This window comes from Candidatus Eisenbacteria bacterium, from assembly GCA_020847735.1.
GTDB lineage: Bacteria > Eisenbacteria > RBG-16-71-46 > RBG-16-71-46 > RBG-16-71-46 > CAIXRL01.
This window is the reverse complement of sequence record JADLBL010000020.1, coordinates 35,127-56,776: the sequence shown is the minus strand read 5'-3', so window position 1 is coordinate 56,776 and position 21,650 is coordinate 35,127. Positions and strand designations below refer to the sequence as shown.

Sequence of the window (21,650 nt, the reverse complement as noted above, 5' to 3'; positions counted from 1 at the left end):
GGCTCCCTACAGACAAAGAAAGGAGTGGTCGCACCTGCCCCACTCCTGCCGGCAACCTAACCGATTGCCCCCGCTCGCGGCAAGCCGGAAGTCGGTCGGCGGCGCGGGGAGCCCGCGGCGCCGCGTCAGGGCTTCGCGAGGGGGCTGCGGTAGATCAGCCAGGCGGCGACGCGCGCGACCTCGGCGAGGCTCGCGGCCGAGACCTGGTCGGTGGAGTCCCGGTGCGTGTGCCAGGCGGGATAGTCGAAGTCCACGATGTCCACCGCCGGGAGTCCCGCGTCGAGCAGGCGGATGTGGTCGTCCACGAGGCTGTAACGGACTTCGTCGTGAAACGACTTCGCCCCCGTCGCCCTGGCGCCCTCGACGACGAGCGCGGCGAGATTGGAGGCCCGATCGCTCGAGTTCTTCTCCCTCCAGATCTGCAGATCGCGATCGCCGACCATGTCGAACAGGAACGCCGCCACCGGACGCGCCGGGTCACCCGCCGCGGGAAGGCGCGCCGCGTATCCCTTCGAGCCGAGGCAGAACTCGTCGGGGGCGTCGCTGCGGCCGAGGTCCTCGGCGTCGAAGAACACCAGGTCCACTCCCACCGGCGGAGCGCGGTGCGCCATGAGCTCCGCGACCTCGAGCAGCACGGCCACGCCCGAACCGCCGTCGTTCGCTCCGGGCACGGGCCGCGAACGCATCGCCGAGTCGGGGTCCTGGTCCGACCACGGGCGCGTGTCGAAGTGCGCGCACAGCACGATGCGCCGCCCGCCATTCGGACCGAAGCGTGCGATCACGTTGGTCACCTCGAGCGGATGGCCCAGCGTCGTGTCGGTGAAGGCCTGTCGTTCGACCGTGCCGCCGAGCCGCTCGCACTCCGCGGCGATCCACTCCCGGATCACGGCGTTGCCGGGCGTGCCGGCGATGCGCGGGCCCGCCTCGACCTGCCGGCTGACGCGAGCGAGAGCCCGGGCGCCGTCCACCCGGAAGCGTCCGGCGCATGCGGGCATCGCGCCCACCGCCAGAGCGAGCAGCGCGGACCACAGCAGCCGATTCCGGGAACGGGTCGCCATCAGAAGGTGAACTGCGCGCTGAGCTCGACGCGGATGCTGCGGCGGACGATGTTCTGCACGTGGTTCGTGCGGCCACTATAGCCGAGCACCGCGCTGCCGGTGACGTTCGAGCTGAAACCGTAGGTGCCCTTGCCGGTCACCGAAAGCTGGGTCTCGTCCACCTGGTTCTGGACGCCGACGCCGGCGATACGAGTCTCGCCCTGGCGGTGCGAATAGACGGTGGCCAGACTCATGCTGACCGAACTGCGGACCGTGCTCGTGCGGCCGAAGACGTTCACCTTCTGACCCTGCGAGTACGAGCGCGTGAGCGTGAGGTTCAGATCGGTGTTCTTGTCCGTCTGAGTGGAAAGGCCGAGCTGCGTCACCTCGCGGTAGGTGTTGCGCATGTTGATGCCCAGGTCCGCCGTCGTGCCGTTCTTGAGATTGCCTCGAACCGAAATCAGCGGGCGCAGGTCGTGCGTGGACGACTGCGAGATCTGGCGCGAGCGGTCGCCCTGGTATTCCCACGATCGCGACCAGCCCCAGCCGGTGCGCAGCTGTGGCGTGCGCAGGAACTTCGACAGCCGCAGCGCGTCGGCGAGCCGGCCGTAGTCCACCTCGAGGTCCGGGAAGCGGCGCTCGCGGGTGCGGGCCACGACCCCGTTCGCGACCGTCGTGCGGTCGCCGTAGCTGCCGCGCACGGACAGCGCGCTGTTGAACACGAGCGGCACCTGGGTGCGCGCGTTCAGCCGCCAGTCGAGGCCGGTCGAGATCGCGTTGCCGTTGACCTCACGGACGCGCCCGGTGCTGTCCTCGAGCCCCGGGTTCTCGGACAGTCCGAACAGGTAGAGCGGACCGGGCATGCCGAGCATGCGCGAGTAACTGCTCGAGCGGTTGAGGGACAGATCGGTCTGCACCTGCCCGACGCGCGCGAGCAGATCGCGCAAGCCCGGCAGCCGGAAGCTCGGCCTCGGCGGCTTCGCCGGCGACGCGTGCGCGCTGTCCGCGGCCGCCGGAGCGCCCGTGCCGATCGCGGATCCGCCCGGGGCTCCCGCGCCCGTCGAATCGGCGGGGCCCGGCTGTCCGGGCGCCGCGGGCGCTCCGAGCGAGTCGGGGCCGGCGGCGCCCGAGGGCGAGGTGCCGGAGCTGTCCGCCGGAGTCGAGCCGATGGGACCCTGCTCGGCGCCGGCCGGCGGGCGTTGCACCGGCGGGCGGGCGCTGGCGGCGGGCGGCACGTACTGCCTTCCGGCCGGATTCGCGGACGCGCCGCGCAGCTGGTCGAAGGGCAGCGTCCAGTTCACCTGGATGTTCTGGCCGTTCTGGATGGCGTGCACCGACAGGTTTTCGGAAAGCAGATCGTTGTTCTGGCTGTAGTTCGAACTCCAGCGCAGCGACGGCCGCAGCCAGGCGCTTCCCCGCTGCGCGGCCCAGCTCGCATCGAGGCTCTGGCGCCACTGCGTCAGCCGGCCGAAGTTGATGAAGCCGAGGTGATCCAGCGGTACGCCGACCAGACTCAGGGCGCGCTGCCCTTCGATGTGGTGGCGCAGCAGTTCGATGGGCCGCGTATCGGCGCCGAAGGTCAGACCCGCGATGCGGCCGCTGGTGTTCGCGCTCGGAATGCGCCGCCCCGAGCCGTCGGGCGCGAGCGTGTAGGACTCGCTGTTCGTCTGCGAAACGGTGTAGGTCCAGAACACGCGCTCGGGCAGCGGGTAGAGCTTGAACGGCAGGCCCTTGTGGCCGAGCGCCAGCAGCGACCTCGGCGCGATGTTCCAGCTGACGCCCGCGTTGGTGCTCGCCGAGTTCCCACCGCCGGTCGGGTTGTGGCTGTCGGTCTCGGTGCGGGCGATGTTCGCGGTCAGGCCGGCGAGCGTGTAGCGGAGAATGGGATTCGCGCGCTGGCTCCAGTTGCGCGTGTAGGAGGTCGAGATCGTGCGCGACTGCGAGCCGGTCTCGCTCAACTCCTGCTGACGGCCGGTGCGCACGACGTCGTCTCCGGCGCTGAAACGAGGCCGCGAGACGTTCCGTGTCCAGCTCGCCGTCACCGGCAGCACGATGCCCGTGCCCTCGAAGAAGCGGTGCAGGTCCATGGACGAGGTGATCGCCAGGCTCGAGGTGCGGCTGCCGCTGCCGCGCGTCTGGCCGACGCTCAGGAAGTTCGCGTCGAGCGTGTTCCACGAGACGTTGTAGGTCATCAGGTTCGCGAGCCGGCCGTTGACGAGCAGGCGATTCGCGTAGCCGACGTCCTTGGCGACGTCCACGGCGCGCAGCTCGTCGAACCACAGTTCGCCGGCGGGGTACGTGACCGGGCCGGAGGGCGAAGCGTCCGAGCCGTTGATGAGTCCGAACGAGATGCGTCGCAATCGGGTGAACGACGGGCGGCCCTTGATGATGATCGAGTCGCCGTCCGCGCCGTAGGGCACGCGGTACAGGAACGGCGCGATCGTCGGGTAGTCGCCGTTCAGCTTGAGGTTGGCGATGGCCGCGAGGTCGGCGCGCACCGGCGAACCCACCCACTGCCGCAGCGTGTCCCGCACCGAGGCGGGCACGCGACGCTTGACCTCGTAGTAGTTGTCACCCTTCTCGTCGGTCCCGAACCGCACGAAGTAGAAGAGCCGGTCGTTCGGCTGGTCGCGGTAGTTCTCGATCCCGAAGCCGGTCGCGTACCAGCTCAGCGCGCCGTAGCGGCTGTAGTTCTCGTCCAGCGAAAACGTGCGGTAGGCCTCGAGCGTGTCGTCCGGCGCCAGCTCGGTGAATTCGAGCCGCATGGACTGCTCGCGGCGCGTCAGCGCCTGGTTGCCGTTGCGCGTCTCGCCCGGGTCGAACGGATAGACGTACACGTCCGCGTCGTCGAGCGAGTTCACCGAGTTCAGCGTCACCGTGGTGTTGGTCGTGTCCCGCTGCCGCGGCGTCAGGTCGCTCGCGAGCCAGCGGCTGCCGACGATGTCGATGCCGCCGATCAGCAGCAGCGGACGCACCTCGTTCTCGCCGGCCACCTGCGACTCGTCGGGCTTCTGCAGGTCCTCGATCCAGACGCGCACGTTCCGGGCGATCGACAGGTCGGGCACCCCGAACTGCACGCGCTGCTCGTCGTGGATGGGGATGCGGAAGCGCCGCCAGCCGTTGTCGGGATAGACCGGGGTCACCACCTTCGGGTCGTTCGCGAAGTCGCGATAGACGTCGGTGGCGAGGTAGCGGCTCGTGTCGTCGAGGGCGATCGTGTACTCGTAGTAGGCCTCGTCCTGGTCCACGAGCTCGTTGAGGTTCAGGTCCTCCGTCTCGGGGTAGGGAAGCAGCCGCTTGTTGCCTTCACTGCCGTTGGTGAAGGTGAACTTGCGCGGGTCGATGTCGTGGAAGCGGTCGTCCGGGTCCTTGTAGTCGTCACCCTCGGGATCCGTGTCGCTCGCCGTCGTCAGGTCCGCCCTTACGGCGGCGCCGCTCTGGACGCGCGCGCGCTCGTCCTCGTCCTTGATGCCGTCGTAGCCCGTGTCCTCGTCGGTGCCGCCGGCCACGACCAGCTGCCGGTCGCGCGGAACCTGGTCCTCGCTCTGCAGCCGGCCGTCGGGGAGCCGATTGGGGGCGCGCATCTGGTCCTCGCTCACGACGCCGAGGTCGATGTGCAGCTTGACGTGATCGCCCCGGATGCGCGGCACGGTCGTGCCGGGCACGTGCTGGTCGCGAAAGTCGTTCACCCAGACCTCGATGAACTGCGCGCGTGACAGGTCGATGCCGACCTGATCGAGCGGGTAGGTCAGCCCCGCCCACAGCTTGTCGCTCGGCAGCGCATTCGCCGGCCGCTTCGGCACGGTCAACGCGAGGACCTGGCGCGGATTCTTCGAGCCCTGCGCCTCCTCGAGCGTCGGCTTGAGGTTGCCTTCCTTCACGTAGTTGGGCGGCTGATACCAGCGGAGCTCGGCATTGCGCAGGTGCCGGCCCTGCGTGGTGTCGGCGAGGATCGAGCGCGAGATGGTGGCGACGCCCGAGACGATGTCGCCGGCGTCGGCGATGAGCGGCGGGCTCGCGTACTTCCAGCTGAGCGGCGAGAGCGACAGCGAGACGGCGTCGCGGACGCCCTCCATGTCGTCGAGGAAAACCTCGTTGCGCGTGTTCGGGTTGGGGAACGAGGCGCCGACTTCGGCCTGGACGTTGAACTCCGAGGGCGTGGTCGTGCGAACACCCGGCAGCCGGTCCACCAGCCGGGTGAGGAACTCGGGCTTGAAGCGCCACTCGGTGTTGAGGTCGGTGATCAGCGTGCGCGAAGGCTCTTCTCCGAGTCGCGGCCGCAGGTCCTGGGCCCCCTTGCTCTCGTAGAGCAGCGCGCCGCCGAGGCTGCGGTTGCGGCCCTCGAGCCGGAACGCGCTGCCGAGGAGCGTCTTCGACGCCTGCTGGAAGAGCGGCGCGTAGGAGTAATCCACGCTCAGCTGGTCGGTGGGGCCGAGCTGGCGCTTGAGCGACAACCGGCCGAGGTCGTAGTCAATGGTGTAGTCGCGGTCGCGCGTCCAGCGCTCGCCGTTCACCGTCACGACCTCGGTGCCTTCGAGGATCGAACCCTTGCCCAGCGAGATCTCGCCGCCACCCCGCTGCGCCGCGTAGTCGAGGGCCAGGTAGTACGCCGCGTCGGTCGACTGCAGGCTGTACTTGTCGTAGATGTCGCGGTTCGCCGCGTTCGTGCTGTCGGACGGGCCGTCGAATCGCATCCGCCGGTTCGCGTTGAAGTCCATCACCTGATCGAAGTAGTGCGAGTCCGCCGGCGCGACGCGCGGCGCGAACGGTCGCGGGTCCGGGAAGAACAGGATGCCGTTCTTGTAGTCCACGAAGTAACGCGTCGAGGACTTGAGCGAACCGCCGGTGTTGAGCGTGCCGTCCACCTTGAGATCGTGCCCCTTCACGGGCGGCGAGACGCTCTCATTGACGTTGTCGAGGCCGGCGAGCTCGATGTAGCTCACCAGCGAGTCCCCGAGCGACGCGAAGTTGTCGGGCGGATCGTTCCGTCCCTGCTGGATCTGCATCGAGAACGTCGTCGGATCGATGCCGAAGCCGTTCAGCTGGTAGAAGTTCTTCATCTCCAGCTCGCGCACCGGCTCGAACATGCCGTCGGGTGCGTACAGGGAAACGCTCGGATTGGCCGGGTCCTGCGGTGTTTGCTTGTTGCGGGGCACCCTCAGCATCTTGAGCAGGACGAAACCCTGGTCGGGGCCGGCCGTCGAGACCGTGTCCCCGCCCACCCGGATCGGCGCGCCGATCACGTTGCCCGAAAGGTCGAGCGGGGTCGCCGTGTAGGTGACGGCGAGGCAGGCGTTGCTGTTGGTCACGATCGGCTGGCGCAGGCGGATGATCTTGTAGGCGAATCCGTTGAACAGGTAATAGTCGGACAGGATTTCGTAGTCGGCGGTCGGGCCGGGTTTGAGCAGGTCGAATCGTCCGCGGAAACCGGCGGTGTCGGTCGGCGTGCCTGCATAGCGGCCGCCGAGCAGCGCCCGCAGCGGGTCCACGACCGCCCGACCGGGAAGCGTGTTCGTGTCGTTGCCGTAGTTGCCGTCGTCCAGGTAGAGCTGGATGGACGTGTCGTCCACCCGGTAGACGGACGGCAGGCCCGGCGCGTTGGGATTCGGCAGGTTGGGGTCGTAGAGCAGGAAGTACTGACCCTTGACGTAGTCGTAGTCGGCCAGCATCTGCGGGGTGCGCGAGGCGCCGCCGCCCGAATAGCTCGCGCGTTCGCTGCGTCCTTCCTGCTTGCTCGCCAGCGCCGTGAAGTCGAGCGGTCCGTAGCGGGTCGCGAGCTTGACGCCGAACAATCCCTCGTTCCGGCCGCTGTACGAGACGTACTGCGTGCCCGGCAGCGACAGGCTCGTGTTGCCCAGGTCGAGGGCCTGCACGAGATCGTCCTCGTCGCCGCGGTAGTTGATCGCGATGCGGTTCGCGAGCGGCACCTGGTTCGCCGAGTTCTGCAGCAGGTTCACCTTCACGCGGTCCGAAAGCTGACCCTCGAGGCGGATGTCGAGGTCCTGCTGCATGTCGAGCGAAGGGAACAGCGAGCGGCGCTGGCCGAGCAGGCCCGTCTGCTGGTTCGTCCAGTTGCTCGTCCCCGAGATGCGGATGTTCTCGGCTCCCGAGACATTGAGCGCCGGGCCGCCCGGGCCGAGCAGGCTCTGGATCGGCGTCGGAAGCGCGACCGGCAGGCGGAGCTGCACGCCAGTGTGCGTGGCCGGCGTGGAAGCGCCGAGCGAGTTGACGTCCTTGCGCGAGCGCTCCATCCAGCGCTGGCTGAACTTCCGCTGCATGGCCGACGCCGCGAAGCCCGACAGCGGCGCGCGGTAGCCGATCCCCAGCCGCAGGTCGCCCACCTCGACGTCGCTCTTGTAGACGCCCGAGTCGGGGTCCACGCGGACGATCAGGCGGCGTGGATCGAGGGTCGGGACGATCGTCAGGGAAGCGCCCGGAGCCCCGAACGCCGGAATCCCCGGCTTGAGGAAGTCGTGCTCCACCGCCAGGCGCGAGGCGGACTTCCAGGGCGGCGGCAGCGAGTCGGCGGCGGCCGGCGGCGGCTTGTGCCGGAGAGCCTTTCGCAACCCGGGCAGCGCGTTCAGCCCCGGAATGCCGGAAATGCCCATCAGGAACGCCAGCGCGGGCAGCGTCAGCGAAGCGAGCATGCGTCAGGCGTGACGCGGGCCAGCGGGAAGCACGCGCATCGGGCGACCGTAGCAGCGCCGTGAAGCCGGGGTCAAAGCATTTGCCTCGTCTCGCAGCTCCTGGCCGGACATGGTGAAACCGCCCATTCGAGTGGCGGCTTCCGAACGGGGCGGGTTAGATTGCTCGGCCGTGAGGATCCTCTCGTGGTACATCCTGAGGCAGCACCTGGTTCCCTTTCTCCTCGGGTTCGGGGTGATCACGTTCATCCTCGAGATGGACGTGCTCTTCGACTACCTGGACCTGGTCATCAACCGGGGGGTCCCGGTCGCGGCGGTGCTGCAGCTGTTTGCGCTCTCGCTGGGGTTCGTGATCGTCCTGTCGGTGCCCTGCGCGGTGCTGGTGGCCGAGCTGATGGCGTTCGGGCGGCTGTCCCAGGACAACGAGGTCACGGCCCTGAGGGCGAGCGGGGTCCACCTCTTCCGGGTGATCGTGCCGTCCCTGGTCGCGGCCGGGGTGCTCGCGGTCGGCCTGACGCTGTTCAACAACTACGTCTACCCGGACGCGAACCACGCGTTCGCCAACCTGCTGGTGGACATCCAGCGGATGCGCCCGACCGTCAAGCTGCAGGAAGGCGTGTTCATCACCGACCTGCCCGGCTACAACCTGATCGTGAAGTCGGTGAACGGCCGCACCAACGAGATGCGCGGCGTGACCATCTACCAGATGAACCCCGGCGGGCCGCCCACCACGATCCTCGCCCGCAGCGGCTACCTGCGCTACACGCCCGACGGGCACACCGCGGTGATCGAGCTTTCCAACGGCGAGATCCACGAGATCCCGCCCGAGGCCGACGGCCCGCGCCGCTACCATCGCCTCGTCTTCAAGCGTCACGTCATCTATGTCCAGGGAGCCGGCGGCATGCTCGAGCGGACGATGCGGAACTCGCGCGGCGATCGCGAGAAGAGCGCGCGCGCCCTGCTGGACGAGCGCGGCGAGGTCGAAGCGCAGTACCTGCGCTCGCTCGAGCAGCGCCGCCTGCGCTTCCGGGCGGCCGGCGTTCCGGGCGCGGACCTCGAGCGCCTCGCGCCGGAACGGGCGCCGCTCGCGGCCCGGCCCGGGCTGGCGATTTCGGCGCTGTTCCACCACGGCGATCCGCTGGAGCCGGTGCTCGAGCGCCACCCCGACCTGCGCATGGACGCGGACCTCTGGCGCATGGAACGCGAGGGGCTGCGGCGGCGCATGGCGAGCCTGTCCGTCGAGGTGCACAAGAAGTTCGCGCTGCCGGCGGCGTGCGTGGTGTTCGTGCTGATCGGCGCGCCCATCGGCATGCGCGTGCGGCGCGGCGGGCCGGCGATCGCGTTCGTCTCGATCGGCTTCTTCCTCTTCTACTACGTCTGCCTGATCGGCGGCGAGGATCTCGCCAACCGCCTGTGGCTGCCGCCGTGGCTGGCCATCTGGCTGGCGAACATCCTGCTCGGGCTGCTCGGTCTGGACCTGACCGCCCGCGCGTGCGACATCCGCCTGCCCTGGCACCGGCGGGAACGGCACCGCCGGCGGCCGCCCGGCGCACCTCCCGTCGCCCCCGGGGCCGCGGCGTGAGGATTCTCGACCGCTACGTGCTGCGCGAGTTCGCCGGGTACCTGGCGCTCGGCCTGCTCGGGTTCATCGTCATCTTCGTGGTCGTGGACGTCATCGAGAAGATCGACGTGTTCCTCGATCACCGCGCGGCGTTCCACCTCGTGCTCGCCTACTACCTGAACCTCGCCCCCGACATCGTCGTCAAGATGCTGCCGGTGGCGCTGCTGCTGGCGACGTTCCTCGCCCTCGGCCAGCTCAACAAGTTCGGCGAGCTGACCGCGATGCGCGCCTCGGGACTGTCGCTCGTGCGCATCATGCGCCCGGTGTTCGGTGTCGCGATCGGCTGCGTGGTGCTTTCGCTGCTGCTCGGCGAGTGGGTCGTTCCGCCCGCGACGCGGGCCCGTGACGAGATCTACAACCGCGGCATCCAGCAGATCACGAACACCCGCGGCGTCGAGCGCCCGAATCTCACGTATCTCGGCGAGGGTGGCCGGATCTGGTACGCGCGGCTGTACGTCGTGCCCGAGCAGCGCATGCACGAGGTCTCGCTCCAGGAGTTCCGTTCCGGTCAGCTCGTGCGCCGCATCGACGCCGCCGAGGCGAGCTGGGACGGCTCCCGCTGGGTGTTCGTCTCGGGCTTCGTGCGCACGTTCGTGGGCGGACGCGAGCAGGCGGAACCCTTCCAGCGCATGGCCGTGAACGGGCTCGCCGAACGTCCGGAGGACTTCGCCAAGGAGGCGGCGCGGCCCGACCAGATGAACTTCTTCGAGCTGCGCGAGTACGTCGAGCGGCTGCGCGCGAGCGGCGCGCGCGTCTCGAACTATCTCGTGGACCTGCACCTCAAGCTCGCGTTTCCGCTCATCTGCCTGGTCGTCGTGCTGATCGGCGGCGCGCTGGCGACGCGGCTGCGCACGCAGAGCGCGGCGCTCGGCTTCGGGCTCTCGATCGCCATCTCGTTCCTTTACTACGGCGTCATGCGCGCCGGCCAGGCGCTCGGGCACTACGGCTCCCTGCCGCCGTACGTGGCCGCCTGGATGGGCGACATCCTGTTCGGCGGCATCGGCCTGTACATGATGGTGCAGGCCCAGCGGCGCTGAGCACCGCTCAAGTCTGGGCCGCGGACTCCGGCGTGCGGGCCCCGCCGACGACGTCGAGACGCGAGCAGAACTCGACGTCGCGCGCGAACTCGGAACCCAGCGAGCGCAGGTAGCGGCCGTGCGAGCAGCCCTCGACGAGGGCGCGGATCTCGGTCTCGTCGCGGGGCGCGAGCGTGAGCGCGAAGCGCGCGGCGTCGTTGGCGGGCCTCGCTCCCCGTTCGGCCAGCCGCGCGCACAGCCAGCCGGCGAAGGCCGCGTCCTCGAGCGCGAAGCGCCCATCCTTGCCCGCGCACGCGACGAACACCTCCGCGTCGTTCGCGACGCCCTCGAGCGTGGCGTTCGCGCTCACGAACGACCCGAGCGTCCAGCCGTCCCCACGTGAATCCCGGGAGGCCGCGTGGCGCATCGCCCACGAGCCGTTCGTGGACGCGAAGTAGAGCGTGCGCCCGCGGACCCGCCCGGGCGCGTACTCGAACGGCGAGTTGCCGAGGTCGAACCCGGGCACGATGCGCCCGTCGCGCTCGCCGCACGCCAGCGATCCGGGATCGGCGTCGCGGCGCGCCAGCGCCTCGGCCGTGTCGGTCAGCGGCACGATCCGCGAGGCCCCGTTCGCGAGCGCGACGCTCAGCGTGGAGGTCGCGCGCAGGACGTCCACCACGACGACGCGGCTTTCCGCCGGGACGCGGTCCGGCCACGGACGCGATGTCGTCCACAGGGCGACGCGGACCTCGCGCGCCCGTCCCACCGCGGCTCAGTGCGCCGCGGCGGCGGCCTCGCGCTCCTTGAGCAATTGCTCGACGAAGCGCGTGTCGAGGTCGCCGGCGCGGAAGCGGGGGTGGCGGAGGGCCAGCTGGTGGAAGGGAATCGTGGTCTTGATGCCTTCCACGAGCATCTCCTCGAGCGCGATCTCCATGCGGCGGAGCGCTTCGGCCCGGCTCTTCCCGTGCGCGATGAGCTTGCCGATCATCGAGTCGTAGTACGGGGGAATCGAGTAGCCGCTGTACACGTGGCTGTCCACGCGCAGGCCGGGCCCGCCCGGTTTGTACCAGTAGCTGACCTTGCCGGGACTCGGGCGGAATCCGTGCTCGAAGTCCTCGGCGTTGATGCGGCACTCGATCGCGTGCCCGCTCCATTCCAGGTCGTCCTGGCCGAACGACATCGGCTCGCCGGAGGCGACCCGCAGCTGCTCCTTGACCAGGTCCACCCCCGTCACCTCCTCGGTGACCGGGTGCTCGACCTGGATGCGGGTGTTCATCTCCATGAAGTAGAAGGAGCCGTCCTCGTCGAACAGGAACTCGATCGTGCCCGCGTTGCGGTAGCCGATGCTCGCCGCGCCCTTCGCCGCCAGCGCGCCGATGTCGCGGCGCTGCTCGGCGCTCAGGAAGGAGCTCGGCGCCTCCTCGATGAGCTTCTGGTGGTTGCGCTGCACCGAGCACTCACGCTCGCCCAGGTGCACGACGCCGCCCTGTCCGTCACCGAACAGCTGGAACTCGATGTGCCGGGGCTTGGTGATGTACTTCTCGAGGTACACGGCGTTGTTGTTGAAGGCCGCGCCCGCCTCGGCCTGCGCGATGCCGAAACCGGTCCGCAGCTGGCGATCGTCCCAGGCGATGCGCATGCCCCGCCCGCCGCCGCCCGCCGAGGCCTTGATGATGACCGGGTAGCCGATGTTCCGGGCGATGGACGCGGCTTCGTCCACGTCCGCGAGGATGCCGTCGCTGCCGGGCACGAGCGGCAGTCCGGCGGCGCGCATCGTGCGCTTGGCCTCGGCCTTATCCCCCATGCGCCGGATCATCTCGGGCGTCGGGCCGATGAACGTGAAGCCGCACTGGCCGCAGACGTCGGCGAAATGGGCGTTCTCGGACAGGAATCCGTAGCCCGGGTGAATGGCGTCGGCGCCGGTGACCTCGGCGGCCGAGATCACGCGCGCGATGTAGTTGTAGGAGTGCGCGGGCGCCGGGGGCCCGATGCAGACCGACTCGTCGGCGAGCCGCACGTGAAGGCTGTCACGGTCGGCTTCGCTGAAGACGGCCACGGTCGCGATGTCGAGTTCGCGGCAGGCTCGGATGACACGCAGCGCGATCTCGCCGCGGTTGGCGATCAGGACCTTCTTGAGCATGGGCGGCAGGGGGCTCGGGTGGGGCTACTCGCGGGACATCCACTCAGGTGAGGGGCTCTTGCCGCCGCCCGGACCACCGCCTCCGTGCGCGGTGCCTTCCGCACGTTCGCCGGACCCGGAAGCCACCGGCTGCCAGGTGCGGTCGCTCGCGGCCGAGATGCCCTTGAGCTTGAGGCTGAGCTCGTTCGGGTTGTTGCAGTTTCGCAGCGCTTCTTCCTCGGTGATGAGGCCCTCGCGCAGCAGCCCCAGCACGGACTGGTCGAAGGTCTGCATGCCGTACTGCGTCACGCCTTCGGCGACGATCGAGTGGATGAGCGGAATCTTCTCGGGATTGAGGATGTACTCCCGGATCGTCGGCGTGCTGACCATGACCTCGCACGACGGCACGCGGCCGGCGCCGTCGCGGCGCGGGATCAGGCGCTGCGAGATCACGGCACGCAGGTTCGCCGCGAGCGACATTCGAATCTCGTCGTGCTGGTGGGGCGGGTAGAACGAAATGATGCGCTGCAGGCTCTGCACGACGTCGGTCGTGTGCAGCGTGGACATGACGAGGTGGCCGGTGTCGGCGGCCATGAGCGCCGTGCTCATGGTCTCGAGACTGCGAATCTCGCCGACCAGGATGATGTCGGGATCCTGGCGCAGCACGTAGCGCAGGCCGTCGTGGAACGATTGCGTGTCGAGCCCGACCTCGCGCTGGTGGATGAACGACAACCGGTCGCGATGCAGGAACTCGATCGGGTCCTCGACCGTGATCACGTTGCGCGTGGTCGTGCGGTTGATCGTGTCGATCATGGCCGCCAGGGTCGTGGACTTGCCCGAGCCGGTGCGTCCGGTGACCAGGATGAGCCCGCGCGGGGAGAAGGCCAGCTCGCGGACCACCGCCGGCAGCCCGAGGTCGTCCAGGGTCGGCACTTCGACCGGGACGTGGCGCAGCGCGAGCGCGGCGGTGCCGCGCTGCATGAAGATGTTGGCGCGGAAGCGGGCCAGGCCCGAGACGCCGAACGCGAAGTCGATCTCGCTGTGCGAGGAGAAGTAGGTGCGCTGCTCCTCGTTGAGCAGTTGGTTCCCAACCTCGCGCAGGTCCTGCGCCGACGGCGGCGGCTCGTCGAGCGTGTAGAGCACGCCGTCCACGCGCACGACGGGGGGCGTGCCCGCCTTGAGGTGGAGGTCGCTGGCCCGCGCCGCGATCATCTTTTCGAGCACCGTGCGGATGTTCATGTCGCTCCCATCGTCGCCGGACCGGAGCCCGGCGCGTCCCGGCCTGCGCGTCAGGCCGGGTCGATCAGGAACAGCTTCTGCCCGAACTCGACCGGCTGCGCGTTTTCCACCAGCACCTGCACCACGCGGCCCTTGAACTCGGATTCGATCTCGTTCATGAGCTTCATGGCTTCGACGATGCACACCGTCTGTCCCGCCGCGATGACGTCGCCCGTTTCGACGAACGGGTCGGCATCCGGAGCCGGAGCGCGATAGAAGGTGCCCACCATCGGCGAGGTGATGGCCTTGAGGTTGCCGGCCGGCGCGGCCGCGGCGTCCGGCGCCGGCGCGGCGGCCGGGGGCGCCTCGGGCGCCGGGCCGGCCGTGCGAACGGCGGCGGGAACGGCGACCGACCCGGAAGCCGGCGCCGTCGAAACCGCGGAGATGCGCACCGAACGGCCGCCCGAAGCGACCTCGAGCTCGCCGATGCCGGTGCGCTGGACGAGCCGGATCAGCTGCCGAAGCTCCTGAAGCTCGAAGCCGGCCGCCGACGCACCGCCCGCGTTATCGGCCTTGCGAGCCGCCGGCTTCACGCCGCGCGCAGGCCGGCCGCCGGCCCGGCTACCCTTGCCGGGCATGGTTCAGGTGCGCGTGAAGGCCGCGCAGCGCGAGGGTGTAGCTGTCGGCCCCGAACCCCTGCACGACGGCCAGGGCGGCGCCGGAGACGAACGACTGGTGGCGAAACGGTTCCCGCGAGTGCGGATTGGACACGTGCACCTCGACCGTCGGGAGCGCGGCGCCCTTGACGGCGTCGCGGAGCGCGACGCTCGTGTGGGTCAGGCCGCCGGGGTTGAGCACGACTCCGTGGACGCGGCCGCGCGCCCGATAAAGCGCCTCGATCAGAACGCCCTCGTGATCGCTCTGCAGGCTCTCGACGTCGCAGCCGAGTTCCCCGCCCAGCGCCACGAGCCGCGCGTCGATGTCCGCCAGGGTGACGCGGCCGTAAATCTCCGGCTCGCGTGTGCCGAGCGCGTGCAGGTTGGGTCCGTGAAGGATCAGGATGCGCATCTGGGCTCACCGGACACGTGCGTCAACCGCGCGCTCCGGCGTGCAGCAGCGCGGCACGCACGAGCGGATACGGAACAGCGCGGGGCAACGTAACAGCGCCCATGTGGGGCGTCAACACCCAGCGCACCACCGCTCCGCGGCGCTTCTTGTCGCGCGCCATCGCGGCTCGCAGCGCCGGGATTCGCACCGCCGGCATGTGCACCGGCAGCCCGACGTGGTCGAGCATCGCCTCGAGCCTCACCCGCTCGCCCGCGGGCAGCCCGGCCACCGCCACGCTCAGCTCGGCCGCGACGCGCATGCCGATCGCGATCGCCTCGCCATGCAGCAGCCGCCGGTAGCCGAGCGCGGCCTCGAGGGCGTGCCCGAGCGTGTGCCCGAAGTTGAGCGCCGTGCGCCGTCCGCCCTCGCGCTCGCGTTCGTCGGCTCGCACGATTCGCGCCTTGACGCGGATCGCCCGCTTCACCGCCTCCGCGAGGGCCGCACTCTCGCCGGCCGCGAGCGGGTCGGCGTTGCGCTCGCACCACTCGAAGAGCCGCCGTTCCACCGCGAAGCCCTTCTTGAGGACCTCGGCGAGCCCCGCGCGCACCTGGCGCGCCGGCAGGGTGCCCAGCACCTCGGGGTCAGCGAGCACACCGGCCGGCTGGTGGAAAGCGCCCACGAGGTTCTTGCCGGCGTCGAGGTCCACGGCGGTCTTGCCGCCGACGCTGCTGTCCACCTGCGCGAGCAGCGTCGTCGGCACGCACACCCACGGCACGCCCCGCAGCCAGGTCGCGGCCGCCAGTCCGGCCAGGTCGCCCGTCGTCCCGCCGCCAAGCGCCACGACCGCGTCGGCGCGGGACAGACCCGCCGCCGCGAAGCCTTCCCAGAGCCGCGCCAGCTGGCCGGGAGACTTGGCCCGCTCGCCGGCGGGAACCGGGAACGGCAGCGCCGCCACACCCGCCCGGCGCAGCGAGCGGCGGGCGAGCCCGCCCCACAGGTGGTCCACGCGCCGGTCTGAGACCAGCGCGACCGTACGCGCACCCGTGGTCTCGCGCACGAACGCCCCGAGGCGCGCGAGCGCGCCCCGCGCCACGCGCACGCGCGAGCGACCGGCCGCCGGTGGATAGCCGAGCAGGAGGTCCGCCATCGCCGCGGAACCTACACGCGGGCGCTTCAGCGCGTCGAGTCCTGCGCCTGGCGCAGGCGGTCGAGCTCGGCGCTCAGCCGGCGGATCTCGCTCTGAAGTTCGTCCATGCGCCGCTCGCCGCCGGTGGCCGCGGGCCGGACGGCCTGCGGGGTCCCGACGTTCAGGCGCATCCAGCTCGGAATCGCCGTGGGTGATCCGGTCAGCGGGACCTGCCCGGTCCGCTGCATTTCGTCGCGCGCCCAGACCAGCTTCACGACCGTGCCCGGACGCGTCGCGGCCACCCAGCGCGCGAGCTGCTCGGGGTACTCCACGCGCTGGTCCTGGTAGGCGACGATCAGGTCGCCCTTGCGCAGGCCGACGCGGTCCGCCGGTCCGCCGGACTGCACCGCCTCGACGATCGCGCCGATGGGCACGCGCAGACCCGGCTCGGTGTCGCTGTCCACGAACGCGCCGCGCGTCGAGACGCCGAGGTAGCCGAGCTCGACATGCCCGTCGCGGCGCAGCGATTCGAGGGGCTCGCGGATGTCCTCGACCGGAATGACCAGACTGATGCCGCCCGGCCTGCGTTCGCCGCGCTCGCGGCGGCCCGGGGCCTCGGGCGAGCCGAGCTCGCCCTGCACCAGGCCGAGCAGTTCGCCCCGCGAGTTGACCGCGGCTCCCCCGCTGTTGCCCGGATACACCTCGTTGGTCAGCTGCAGCAGGCTCGAGCCGGGTTCGCGGAAGCGGAACGCGATGTTGCCGACGGACTGCGTGGGCGCTCCCCGGTACGAACTTCCCAGCACGATCACCCAGTCACCGAGGCTGGCCGGCTTGGGCGCCAGGCGCAGCGGCGGCAACGCGAGCCCGCTCACGCGCAGCAGCGCGATGTTGCGGATCGGGTCGATGCCGGCGATCACCGCTTCGGCCTGCAGGCCGTTCGCGGTGAGCACGAGCAAGTGCTCGGCGCCGATCACCACGCTGACCGTGGTGAGCACCTCGTCCACGCCGACCGCGACGCCCGACCCGACGCGGCTGTGCACGCGCCGCGCGCCGCCCGACGGAGAGGCCGTGCCCTCGGCCGAGATCGGGCTCTGCGCGACGATCGTGAGCAGCGAAGGCCGCGCTCGCCGTGTGAGCTGGTCGAGGTCCGACTCGACGGCCGAGAGCGCGCCCTGGGCGGCCGCGCGACCGGCCGCGAACGCGACCGCCAGCAGCACCGCCACGAGCGTCAGCAGCGCCCGCGGGCCGCGCCTGCGGGGGCCCGCCCGTTCGTCGCTCGCGCGGCGCCGACTCGACTCGGATGCGTTCACGTTGTCTCGGCCCGCCTCCGGCGGATCAGAAGGTGATGACCGTCTGCTCGGCCTGGACCCCGCCGGGCAGCCGCATGCCCGCCGCGGCGCGTCCCTCGCGCGGGTTGACCGGATCGAGGACGAAATCCACGTCTTCGCTGTGATCGAACAGGCTGTCCATGACGGCGGTGGCCATCGTGCCGCTCACCGGCTCCGCTCCGGACACGCGCGCCGGGACCAGGCGCGCCTCGGGCACGGCCGCGACGCGGCCCGCGAGCGGGGCGCCGAATCGCATTCCCGCGAGATAGGGGGCGATCGAGGCGGCGACGAGCACGAGCGCCACAACCGCCGCCGTCACCGGCACCCAGCGCGGCGTCTCGCGCACGAAGATGACGTCGGGCGCCGGGGCGGCGCGGCGTGCGGCCGCGAGCGCGCGGGCGGCGAGGTCGGGCGCGGCTTCCGCGCGTGGCAGGGTGGCCATCGCCTCGAGCGTCCTGGCGAACTGCTCGTACCCGGCACGACAGTCCGGACAGGCTTGGAAATGCGCCTCGAGCCACTCGCGCTCGGCGCGCGTGACCTCGTCGTCCCAATACGGCCCGAACAGGTCCCGGGCCCGTCCGCAACGCTTCATGGTTCTGCCTGCTTTCGTAGTAGCGGTTGGAGCTTGCGCTTCAGCATGCTCCGGGCGCGATTGATGCGCGAGCGCACCGTTCCGCCCGGAACACCGAGCACTTCAGCGATCTCCTCGTAGGCCAGGCCCTCGATGTCCCGCAGCACCAGCGCGAGACGGTACTTTTCGGGCACGGTGACGATGGCCTTGCCGATCTCACCCTGCAACTGTTCGCGTTCGAGCCCCGTTTCGCGGGACTCGGTGGGATCCGCCAGCTGGGGAACGCTGTCGTGGAGCATCTCCGTCAGCGCGTCCAGCGAAAACCAGTTCCGTCTCCTGACCCTGCGTCGAATCTCGTTCTTGGCGAGGTTCGCCGCGATCGTGAAGATCCACGTCGAGAACTTCGAACCGCGCCGGTAGTTCCGCCGGTGCACGAACACCCGCACGAACACTTCCTGCGCCAGGTCGTCCGCGCAGTTGCGGTCGTTCAGGATCCGGCTGACGAGGTTCGTGACCCGGCCCTGGAAACGCCCCACCAGCTCCGTGAACGCGCGGTCGTCGTCCTCGGCCACCCGGGCCATGAGGTCTTCGTCCGACAGGCTCACGATCTGGGCGAGCGGGGGGTTTCGGTCAGGGGCCAAGCGGAACCTCTCCGTGCTCGTGATACCCCCGCGTCCCGCGCCGGTTCCGGGCGATTCCCGGGCGGGCGACCCGGGGGTTCAGCGAAGCTGCTGCAACTTGTTCCGGACACGGGTGTTGCGCGAGTCCGCGGCAAGGCTGGCCCGGTACTGTTCCCGGGCGCGGTCGAGCATCCGCAGGTCGCGGTAAACGTCCCCGAGGTGCTCGTGGATCTCCGGGTCGCCGCCGGTGATGGCCAGCGCGTTTTCCAGCTGCGTGCGCGCTTCCGCGAGCCGCCCCAGCCGGTAGAGCACCCAGCCGTAGGAGTCCACGTAGGCGCCGTTGTCGGGATCCTGCGCCAGCGCGCGCGTGACGAGACCGAGCGCCTCCTCGAGATCGCGACCGTTGTCCGCGAGCAGATAGCCGAGAAAGTTGAGCGCTCCCGCCATCTCCGGCGCCCGTTCCAGCGCCTTGCGGCCCAGTTCGATCGCGCCCGCGATGTCGCCGGCGCGCTCGAGGCAGTAGCCCTGGTCGAGCATCAGCTGCGGATCGTCGGGCGCCAGCGCGCGCGCCGCGCGCCACGCCTCGACGGCCTCGGGCCAGCGGCGCGAATCCTGGTAGATGCGCGCCAGCAGCGTGCGGGCGTCCACCGAGTCGGGCGTCGCCTCGACGAGCCGGCGCGCGTACACGGCCGCGGAATCGTACCGGCCGGCGATCGCGCGCGCGCGCGCCGCGAGCGACAGCGCGCGCTCGTCGTCCGCCCGCACGCGCGTCCACTCGTTGACGACGCGCAGCGCCTCGTCGGAGCGATCGTGCCGCGCCAGCACCGCGACGCTGCGCAGCACGAGCCCGGGGTCGTCCGGCGCCAGCGCGCGCAGGCTGGCGAGCGCCCGCGTTCCGGCCACTTCGTTGCCGCTCGCGAACGCGCAGTCGGCCTCGAGCTGCAGCGCGTCCGGGTCCTCGGGCCGGGCGGCCGCGAGCCGCTGCGATTCGCGGAACGCCTCCCCCGGCCGCTTGAGCCTCAGGAGCAGCAGCACGAGCTGCCGGCGGGTCGCCTGGTCGCCCGAGTGGATCTCGAGGTGCCGGCGGAAGAACTCCGCCGCCTCGGCGGGCCGGCCCGTGTACTGGCGGATCCAGCCGCGCAGGAGCAGCGCTCCCGGCCGCACGGGATTGAGCTCGTCGGAGCGGTCGAGCGCGCTGTCGGCCAGACCGAAGCGGCCCACCCGCATCGCGACCGTGGCGAGCTGGAACCACGCCTCGGCGTCCTCGTCGTCCAGGCGCGTCACCCGCTCCCATGCGGCGAAGACCACCGGCAGGCGGTCGAGCGCTTCGGCGACCCGCGCGAGCGTGCGCGCGTAGTCCGGATTCAGCGAGTCGGCGCGACTCGCGGCCTCGAGCGGTCCGATGGCCTCGCCCGCCCTGCCGAGATTGAAGAGCGCCGCGCCGCGCAGCCACAGTGCCCGGGCGTTGCCGGGGTCATCCCCGAGGATACGATCCGCGAGTTCGAGCGAGCGGCCCGACTCGCCGGAGTTCGCCGCCAGCTCGGCCAGGTGCAGCATGACGTCGGCGGCGCCGGGATCGAGCGACAGGGCGCGCGAAAACTCCGCCTGCGCGTCCTGCGGGCGTTCGGCCTCCTCGAGCCAGCGGCCCTGCAGGTAATGGCGCAGCGCCTGCTCGCTCCGGTAGGCGCCGGCGCCGGAGTCCGCCGGCGCGATCGCGGCCGAAGCGGGCAGGACGAAGGCGGCGAGCGCGGCGACGAGCAGGAGGAGCCTCATGGTTGCGCGAAGCCTAGCACGCGACTTCGTCGCGTCTCCATGACGCGTACGGCCGGAAGCCGGCACGTCAGCGCCCGCGACGGCCCTTGCGGCCGTACCGCTCGCCGCCGCCGTGGCGTTCGCGCTGGCGGCCGAAGCTGGCCATGGCGCGCTCGATCTCCTCGATGCGCGCGTCGCGATCCCGCGACTCGGCGGCCTCATCCGGCGCTTCCGCTTCGCTTCCCGAAAGTTCCACGACCGGCCGGACACCGCGTTCCTCGGCGAACCCGTAGGGGTCGAGTCGTGTCTCGTCGCGGGCCGGCTCCTGCGACGGCGCGGCCTGCTCCGGGGACTCCCGTCGCGCCGCGGGCTCCCGGGACTCGTCCCGGTCGTCCCCGGCATCCGTTTCGGGGGCGCGCCCGTCGTCCTCGACGGACTCGTCCTCGATGAGATCGTCCTCGCCGGAATCCTCGGGCGCGAAGTCCGCCTCGGCCGGCTCGCGCTCCTCCTCCCACGCGGGCTCCGCCGCGGTCGCGCCGGTGGACGGCTCGGACTCGCGGTCGCGCTCGTGTCCTCGCGACCGGCGACCCCGGCGGCGGCGGCGGCTGTCGGCCGAACTGGCCTCGTCGTCGCCGCGGACTTCGGCGGGCTCGCGCTCCACCGCCCCCCGCGCCGCGCGGCGCTGCTGTTCGACGCTCTCCACCGCATGCCGGGCCGCCGCCTGCTCGGCCTCCTTCTTGTTCTGTCCGCGCCCCTGGCCCAGGGTCCGGCGACCGACCATTACGTCAACCACGAAGTACTTGGAATGGTCGGGACCGTATTCGCTGCGCAGTCGGTAGACCGGATGCGTGTGATAGGTGCTCTGCACGTACTCCTGCAGGTCGCTCTTGTAGTTGGTGTGCTGCTTGTCGGAGACGATCGCGTCGGACTCCGCGAGCAGCCACCGATGGATGAAGCGGCGCGCCGTCTCGAAGCCCTGGTCGAGGTACACCGCGCCCAGAACGGACTCGAACGCGTCGGCCAGGATGGACAGCCGCTTCCGGCCGCCGGACTCCACCTCGGAGTGGCTGAGGAGCACGTAGTTCCCGAGCCCCATGCGCAGCGCCCGCCGGGACAGGATCGCCTTCGAGACGAGCAACGACTTGGTCTTCGTCAGCTGGCCTTCGTGCTCGCCGGGATGGCGCAGGTACAGATACTCGCTGGTCACGAGTCCGAGCACCGAATCCCCGAGGAACTCCAGGCGCTCGTTGGACTCGCTCGGCTCCTGCCCGGTGACGCTCAGGTAGGAGCGATGCGTCAGCGCCAGCTTGAGCAGTCCGGGATCGCGGAAGGTGATCCCGTAGCGGCGCATGAACTCGGCGAGCGTGCGGGACTCCTGCTGCGCGAGCGCCTCCACGCGCCGCTCGTTCCTGCGTCCGGGACGCGGAGCGGTGCGCGGAAAGCCGAACAGCGACTTGAGCCAGCCGAGGAACGAACGGCGCTTCGGCGCCGGCGGCGCGACGGCGCGTCCACCGCGCCGGCGGCCGCGTCCTCCGCGGCGTCGCGCGCGGG

Annotated in this window: 14 protein-coding genes and 1 pseudogene; 2 read left to right on the top strand and 13 right to left on the bottom strand. The window is 70.7% G+C overall.

The features are described from left to right. Positions 1 to 125: 125 nt before the first annotated feature. Together IT347_09065 and sprA are read right to left on the bottom strand one after the other, a co-directional pair. Positions 126 to 1,058 carry a M28 family peptidase gene (locus tag IT347_09065; protein MCC6349724.1) on the bottom strand — a complete coding sequence of 311 codons (933 nt, stop codon included), beginning with the start codon at positions 1,056 to 1,058 and terminating at the stop codon, positions 126 to 128. Further along, positions 1,058 to 7,684: a cell surface protein SprA gene (gene sprA, locus IT347_09060; protein MCC6349723.1), complete on the bottom strand. Its 6,627-nt coding sequence runs from the start codon at positions 7,682 to 7,684 to the stop codon at positions 1,058 to 1,060. The genes IT347_09065 and sprA overlap by 1 nt, the downstream gene beginning before the upstream one ends. Before the next feature lie 169 nt (positions 7,685 to 7,853). Here sprA and IT347_09055 point away from each other — a divergent pair, with 169 nt between their 5' ends. Together IT347_09055 and lptG are read left to right on the top strand one after the other, a co-directional pair. Next, complete coding sequence (locus IT347_09055) at positions 7,854 to 9,263, top strand: LptF/LptG family permease (protein MCC6349722.1); 1,410 nt, start codon at positions 7,854 to 7,856, stop codon at positions 9,261 to 9,263. Then, positions 9,260 to 10,339 carry an LPS export ABC transporter permease LptG gene (gene lptG, locus IT347_09050; GenBank protein ID MCC6349721.1) on the top strand — a complete coding sequence of 360 codons (1,080 nt, stop codon included), beginning with the start codon at positions 9,260 to 9,262 and terminating at the stop codon, positions 10,337 to 10,339. The genes IT347_09055 and lptG overlap by 4 nt, the downstream gene beginning before the upstream one ends. Positions 10,340 to 10,346: 7 nt before the next feature. Here lptG and IT347_09045 read toward each other — a convergent pair whose 3' ends face one another. The 11 genes and pseudogenes from IT347_09045 to rnc all read right to left on the bottom strand — a co-directional run bounded on the left by IT347_09045 (position 10,347) and on the right by rnc (position 21,495). After that, positions 10,347 to 11,084 (bottom strand): 2-phosphosulfolactate phosphatase, encoded by a 738-nt coding sequence (locus IT347_09045; protein ID MCC6349720.1) that lies wholly within the window; start codon positions 11,082 to 11,084, stop codon positions 10,347 to 10,349. A 6-nt stretch (positions 11,085 to 11,090) separates the two neighbouring features. Then, on the bottom strand, positions 11,091 to 12,458 hold the full coding sequence (gene accC / locus IT347_09040; GenBank protein MCC6349719.1) for an acetyl-CoA carboxylase biotin carboxylase subunit: 1,368 nt from the start codon (positions 12,456 to 12,458) through the stop codon (positions 11,091 to 11,093). Next, positions 12,346 to 13,676: pseudogene (locus tag IT347_09035) on the bottom strand (type IV pilus twitching motility protein PilT). The gene accC and the pseudogene IT347_09035 overlap by 113 nt, the downstream one beginning before the upstream one ends. Before the next feature lie 50 nt (positions 13,677 to 13,726). Continuing rightward, entirely contained in the window at positions 13,727 to 14,293 is a 567-nt protein-coding gene (gene accB, locus IT347_09030) for an acetyl-CoA carboxylase biotin carboxyl carrier protein (protein MCC6349718.1), read from the bottom strand. Then, the gene (locus tag IT347_09025) at positions 14,277 to 14,723 is read right to left on the bottom strand and encodes a 3-dehydroquinate dehydratase (GenBank protein ID MCC6349717.1); all 447 of its coding nucleotides are present in this window, start codon (positions 14,721 to 14,723) and stop codon (positions 14,277 to 14,279) included. Before IT347_09025 ends, accB begins: the two co-directional genes overlap by 17 nt. A gap of 22 nt (positions 14,724 to 14,745) precedes the next feature. Beyond that, positions 14,746 to 15,849: a 3-dehydroquinate synthase gene (gene aroB, locus IT347_09020; protein MCC6349716.1), complete on the bottom strand. Its 1,104-nt coding sequence runs from the start codon at positions 15,847 to 15,849 to the stop codon at positions 14,746 to 14,748. Between the two features lie 26 nt (positions 15,850 to 15,875). Beyond that, entirely contained in the window at positions 15,876 to 17,138 is a 1,263-nt protein-coding gene (locus tag IT347_09015; protein ID MCC6349715.1) for a serine protease, read from the bottom strand. A gap of 25 nt (positions 17,139 to 17,163) precedes the next feature. Beyond that, a complete protein-coding gene (locus IT347_09010; protein ID MCC6349714.1) occupies positions 17,164 to 17,748 on the bottom strand; it encodes a zf-HC2 domain-containing protein in 585 nt (194 codons plus the stop codon). Continuing rightward, positions 17,745 to 18,368, bottom strand: a complete 624-nt coding sequence (locus IT347_09005) for a sigma-70 family RNA polymerase sigma factor (protein ID MCC6349713.1) — start codon at positions 18,366 to 18,368, stop codon at positions 17,745 to 17,747. Before IT347_09005 ends, IT347_09010 begins: the two co-directional genes overlap by 4 nt. 78 nt (positions 18,369 to 18,446) lie before the next feature. Then, positions 18,447 to 20,120, bottom strand: coding sequence for a tetratricopeptide repeat protein (locus IT347_09000; protein ID MCC6349712.1), 1,674 nt, complete (start codon positions 20,118 to 20,120; stop codon positions 18,447 to 18,449). Between the two features lie 67 nt (positions 20,121 to 20,187). Further along, entirely contained in the window at positions 20,188 to 21,495 is a 1,308-nt protein-coding gene (gene rnc, locus IT347_08995; protein ID MCC6349711.1) for a ribonuclease III, read from the bottom strand. Between the last annotated feature and the right edge of the window lie 155 nt (positions 21,496 to 21,650).

What these genes read in the sequence shown, in the direction of transcription:
- IT347_09065 (MCC6349724.1), bottom strand. Translation starts at nt 1,058, where the DNA reads ATGGCGACCCGTTCCCGGAATCGGCTGCTGTGGTCCGCGCTGCTCGCT.
- sprA (MCC6349723.1), bottom strand. Translation starts at nt 7,684, where the DNA reads ATGCTCGCTTCGCTGACGCTGCCCGCGCTGGCGTTCCTGATGGGCATT.
- accC (MCC6349719.1), bottom strand. Translation starts at nt 12,458, where the DNA reads ATGCTCAAGAAGGTCCTGATCGCCAACCGCGGCGAGATCGCGCTGCGT.
- accB (MCC6349718.1), bottom strand. Translation starts at nt 14,293, where the DNA reads ATGCCCGGCAAGGGTAGCCGGGCCGGCGGCCGGCCTGCGCGCGGCGTG.
- IT347_09025 (MCC6349717.1), bottom strand. Translation starts at nt 14,723, where the DNA reads ATGCGCATCCTGATCCTTCACGGACCCAACCTGCACGCGCTCGGCACA.
- aroB (MCC6349716.1), bottom strand. Translation starts at nt 15,849, where the DNA reads ATGGCGGACCTCCTGCTCGGCTATCCACCGGCGGCCGGTCGCTCGCGC.
- IT347_09010 (MCC6349714.1), bottom strand. Translation starts at nt 17,748, where the DNA reads ATGAAGCGTTGCGGACGGGCCCGGGACCTGTTCGGGCCGTATTGGGAC.
- IT347_09000 (MCC6349712.1), bottom strand. Translation starts at nt 20,120, where the DNA reads ATGAGGCTCCTCCTGCTCGTCGCCGCGCTCGCCGCCTTCGTCCTGCCC.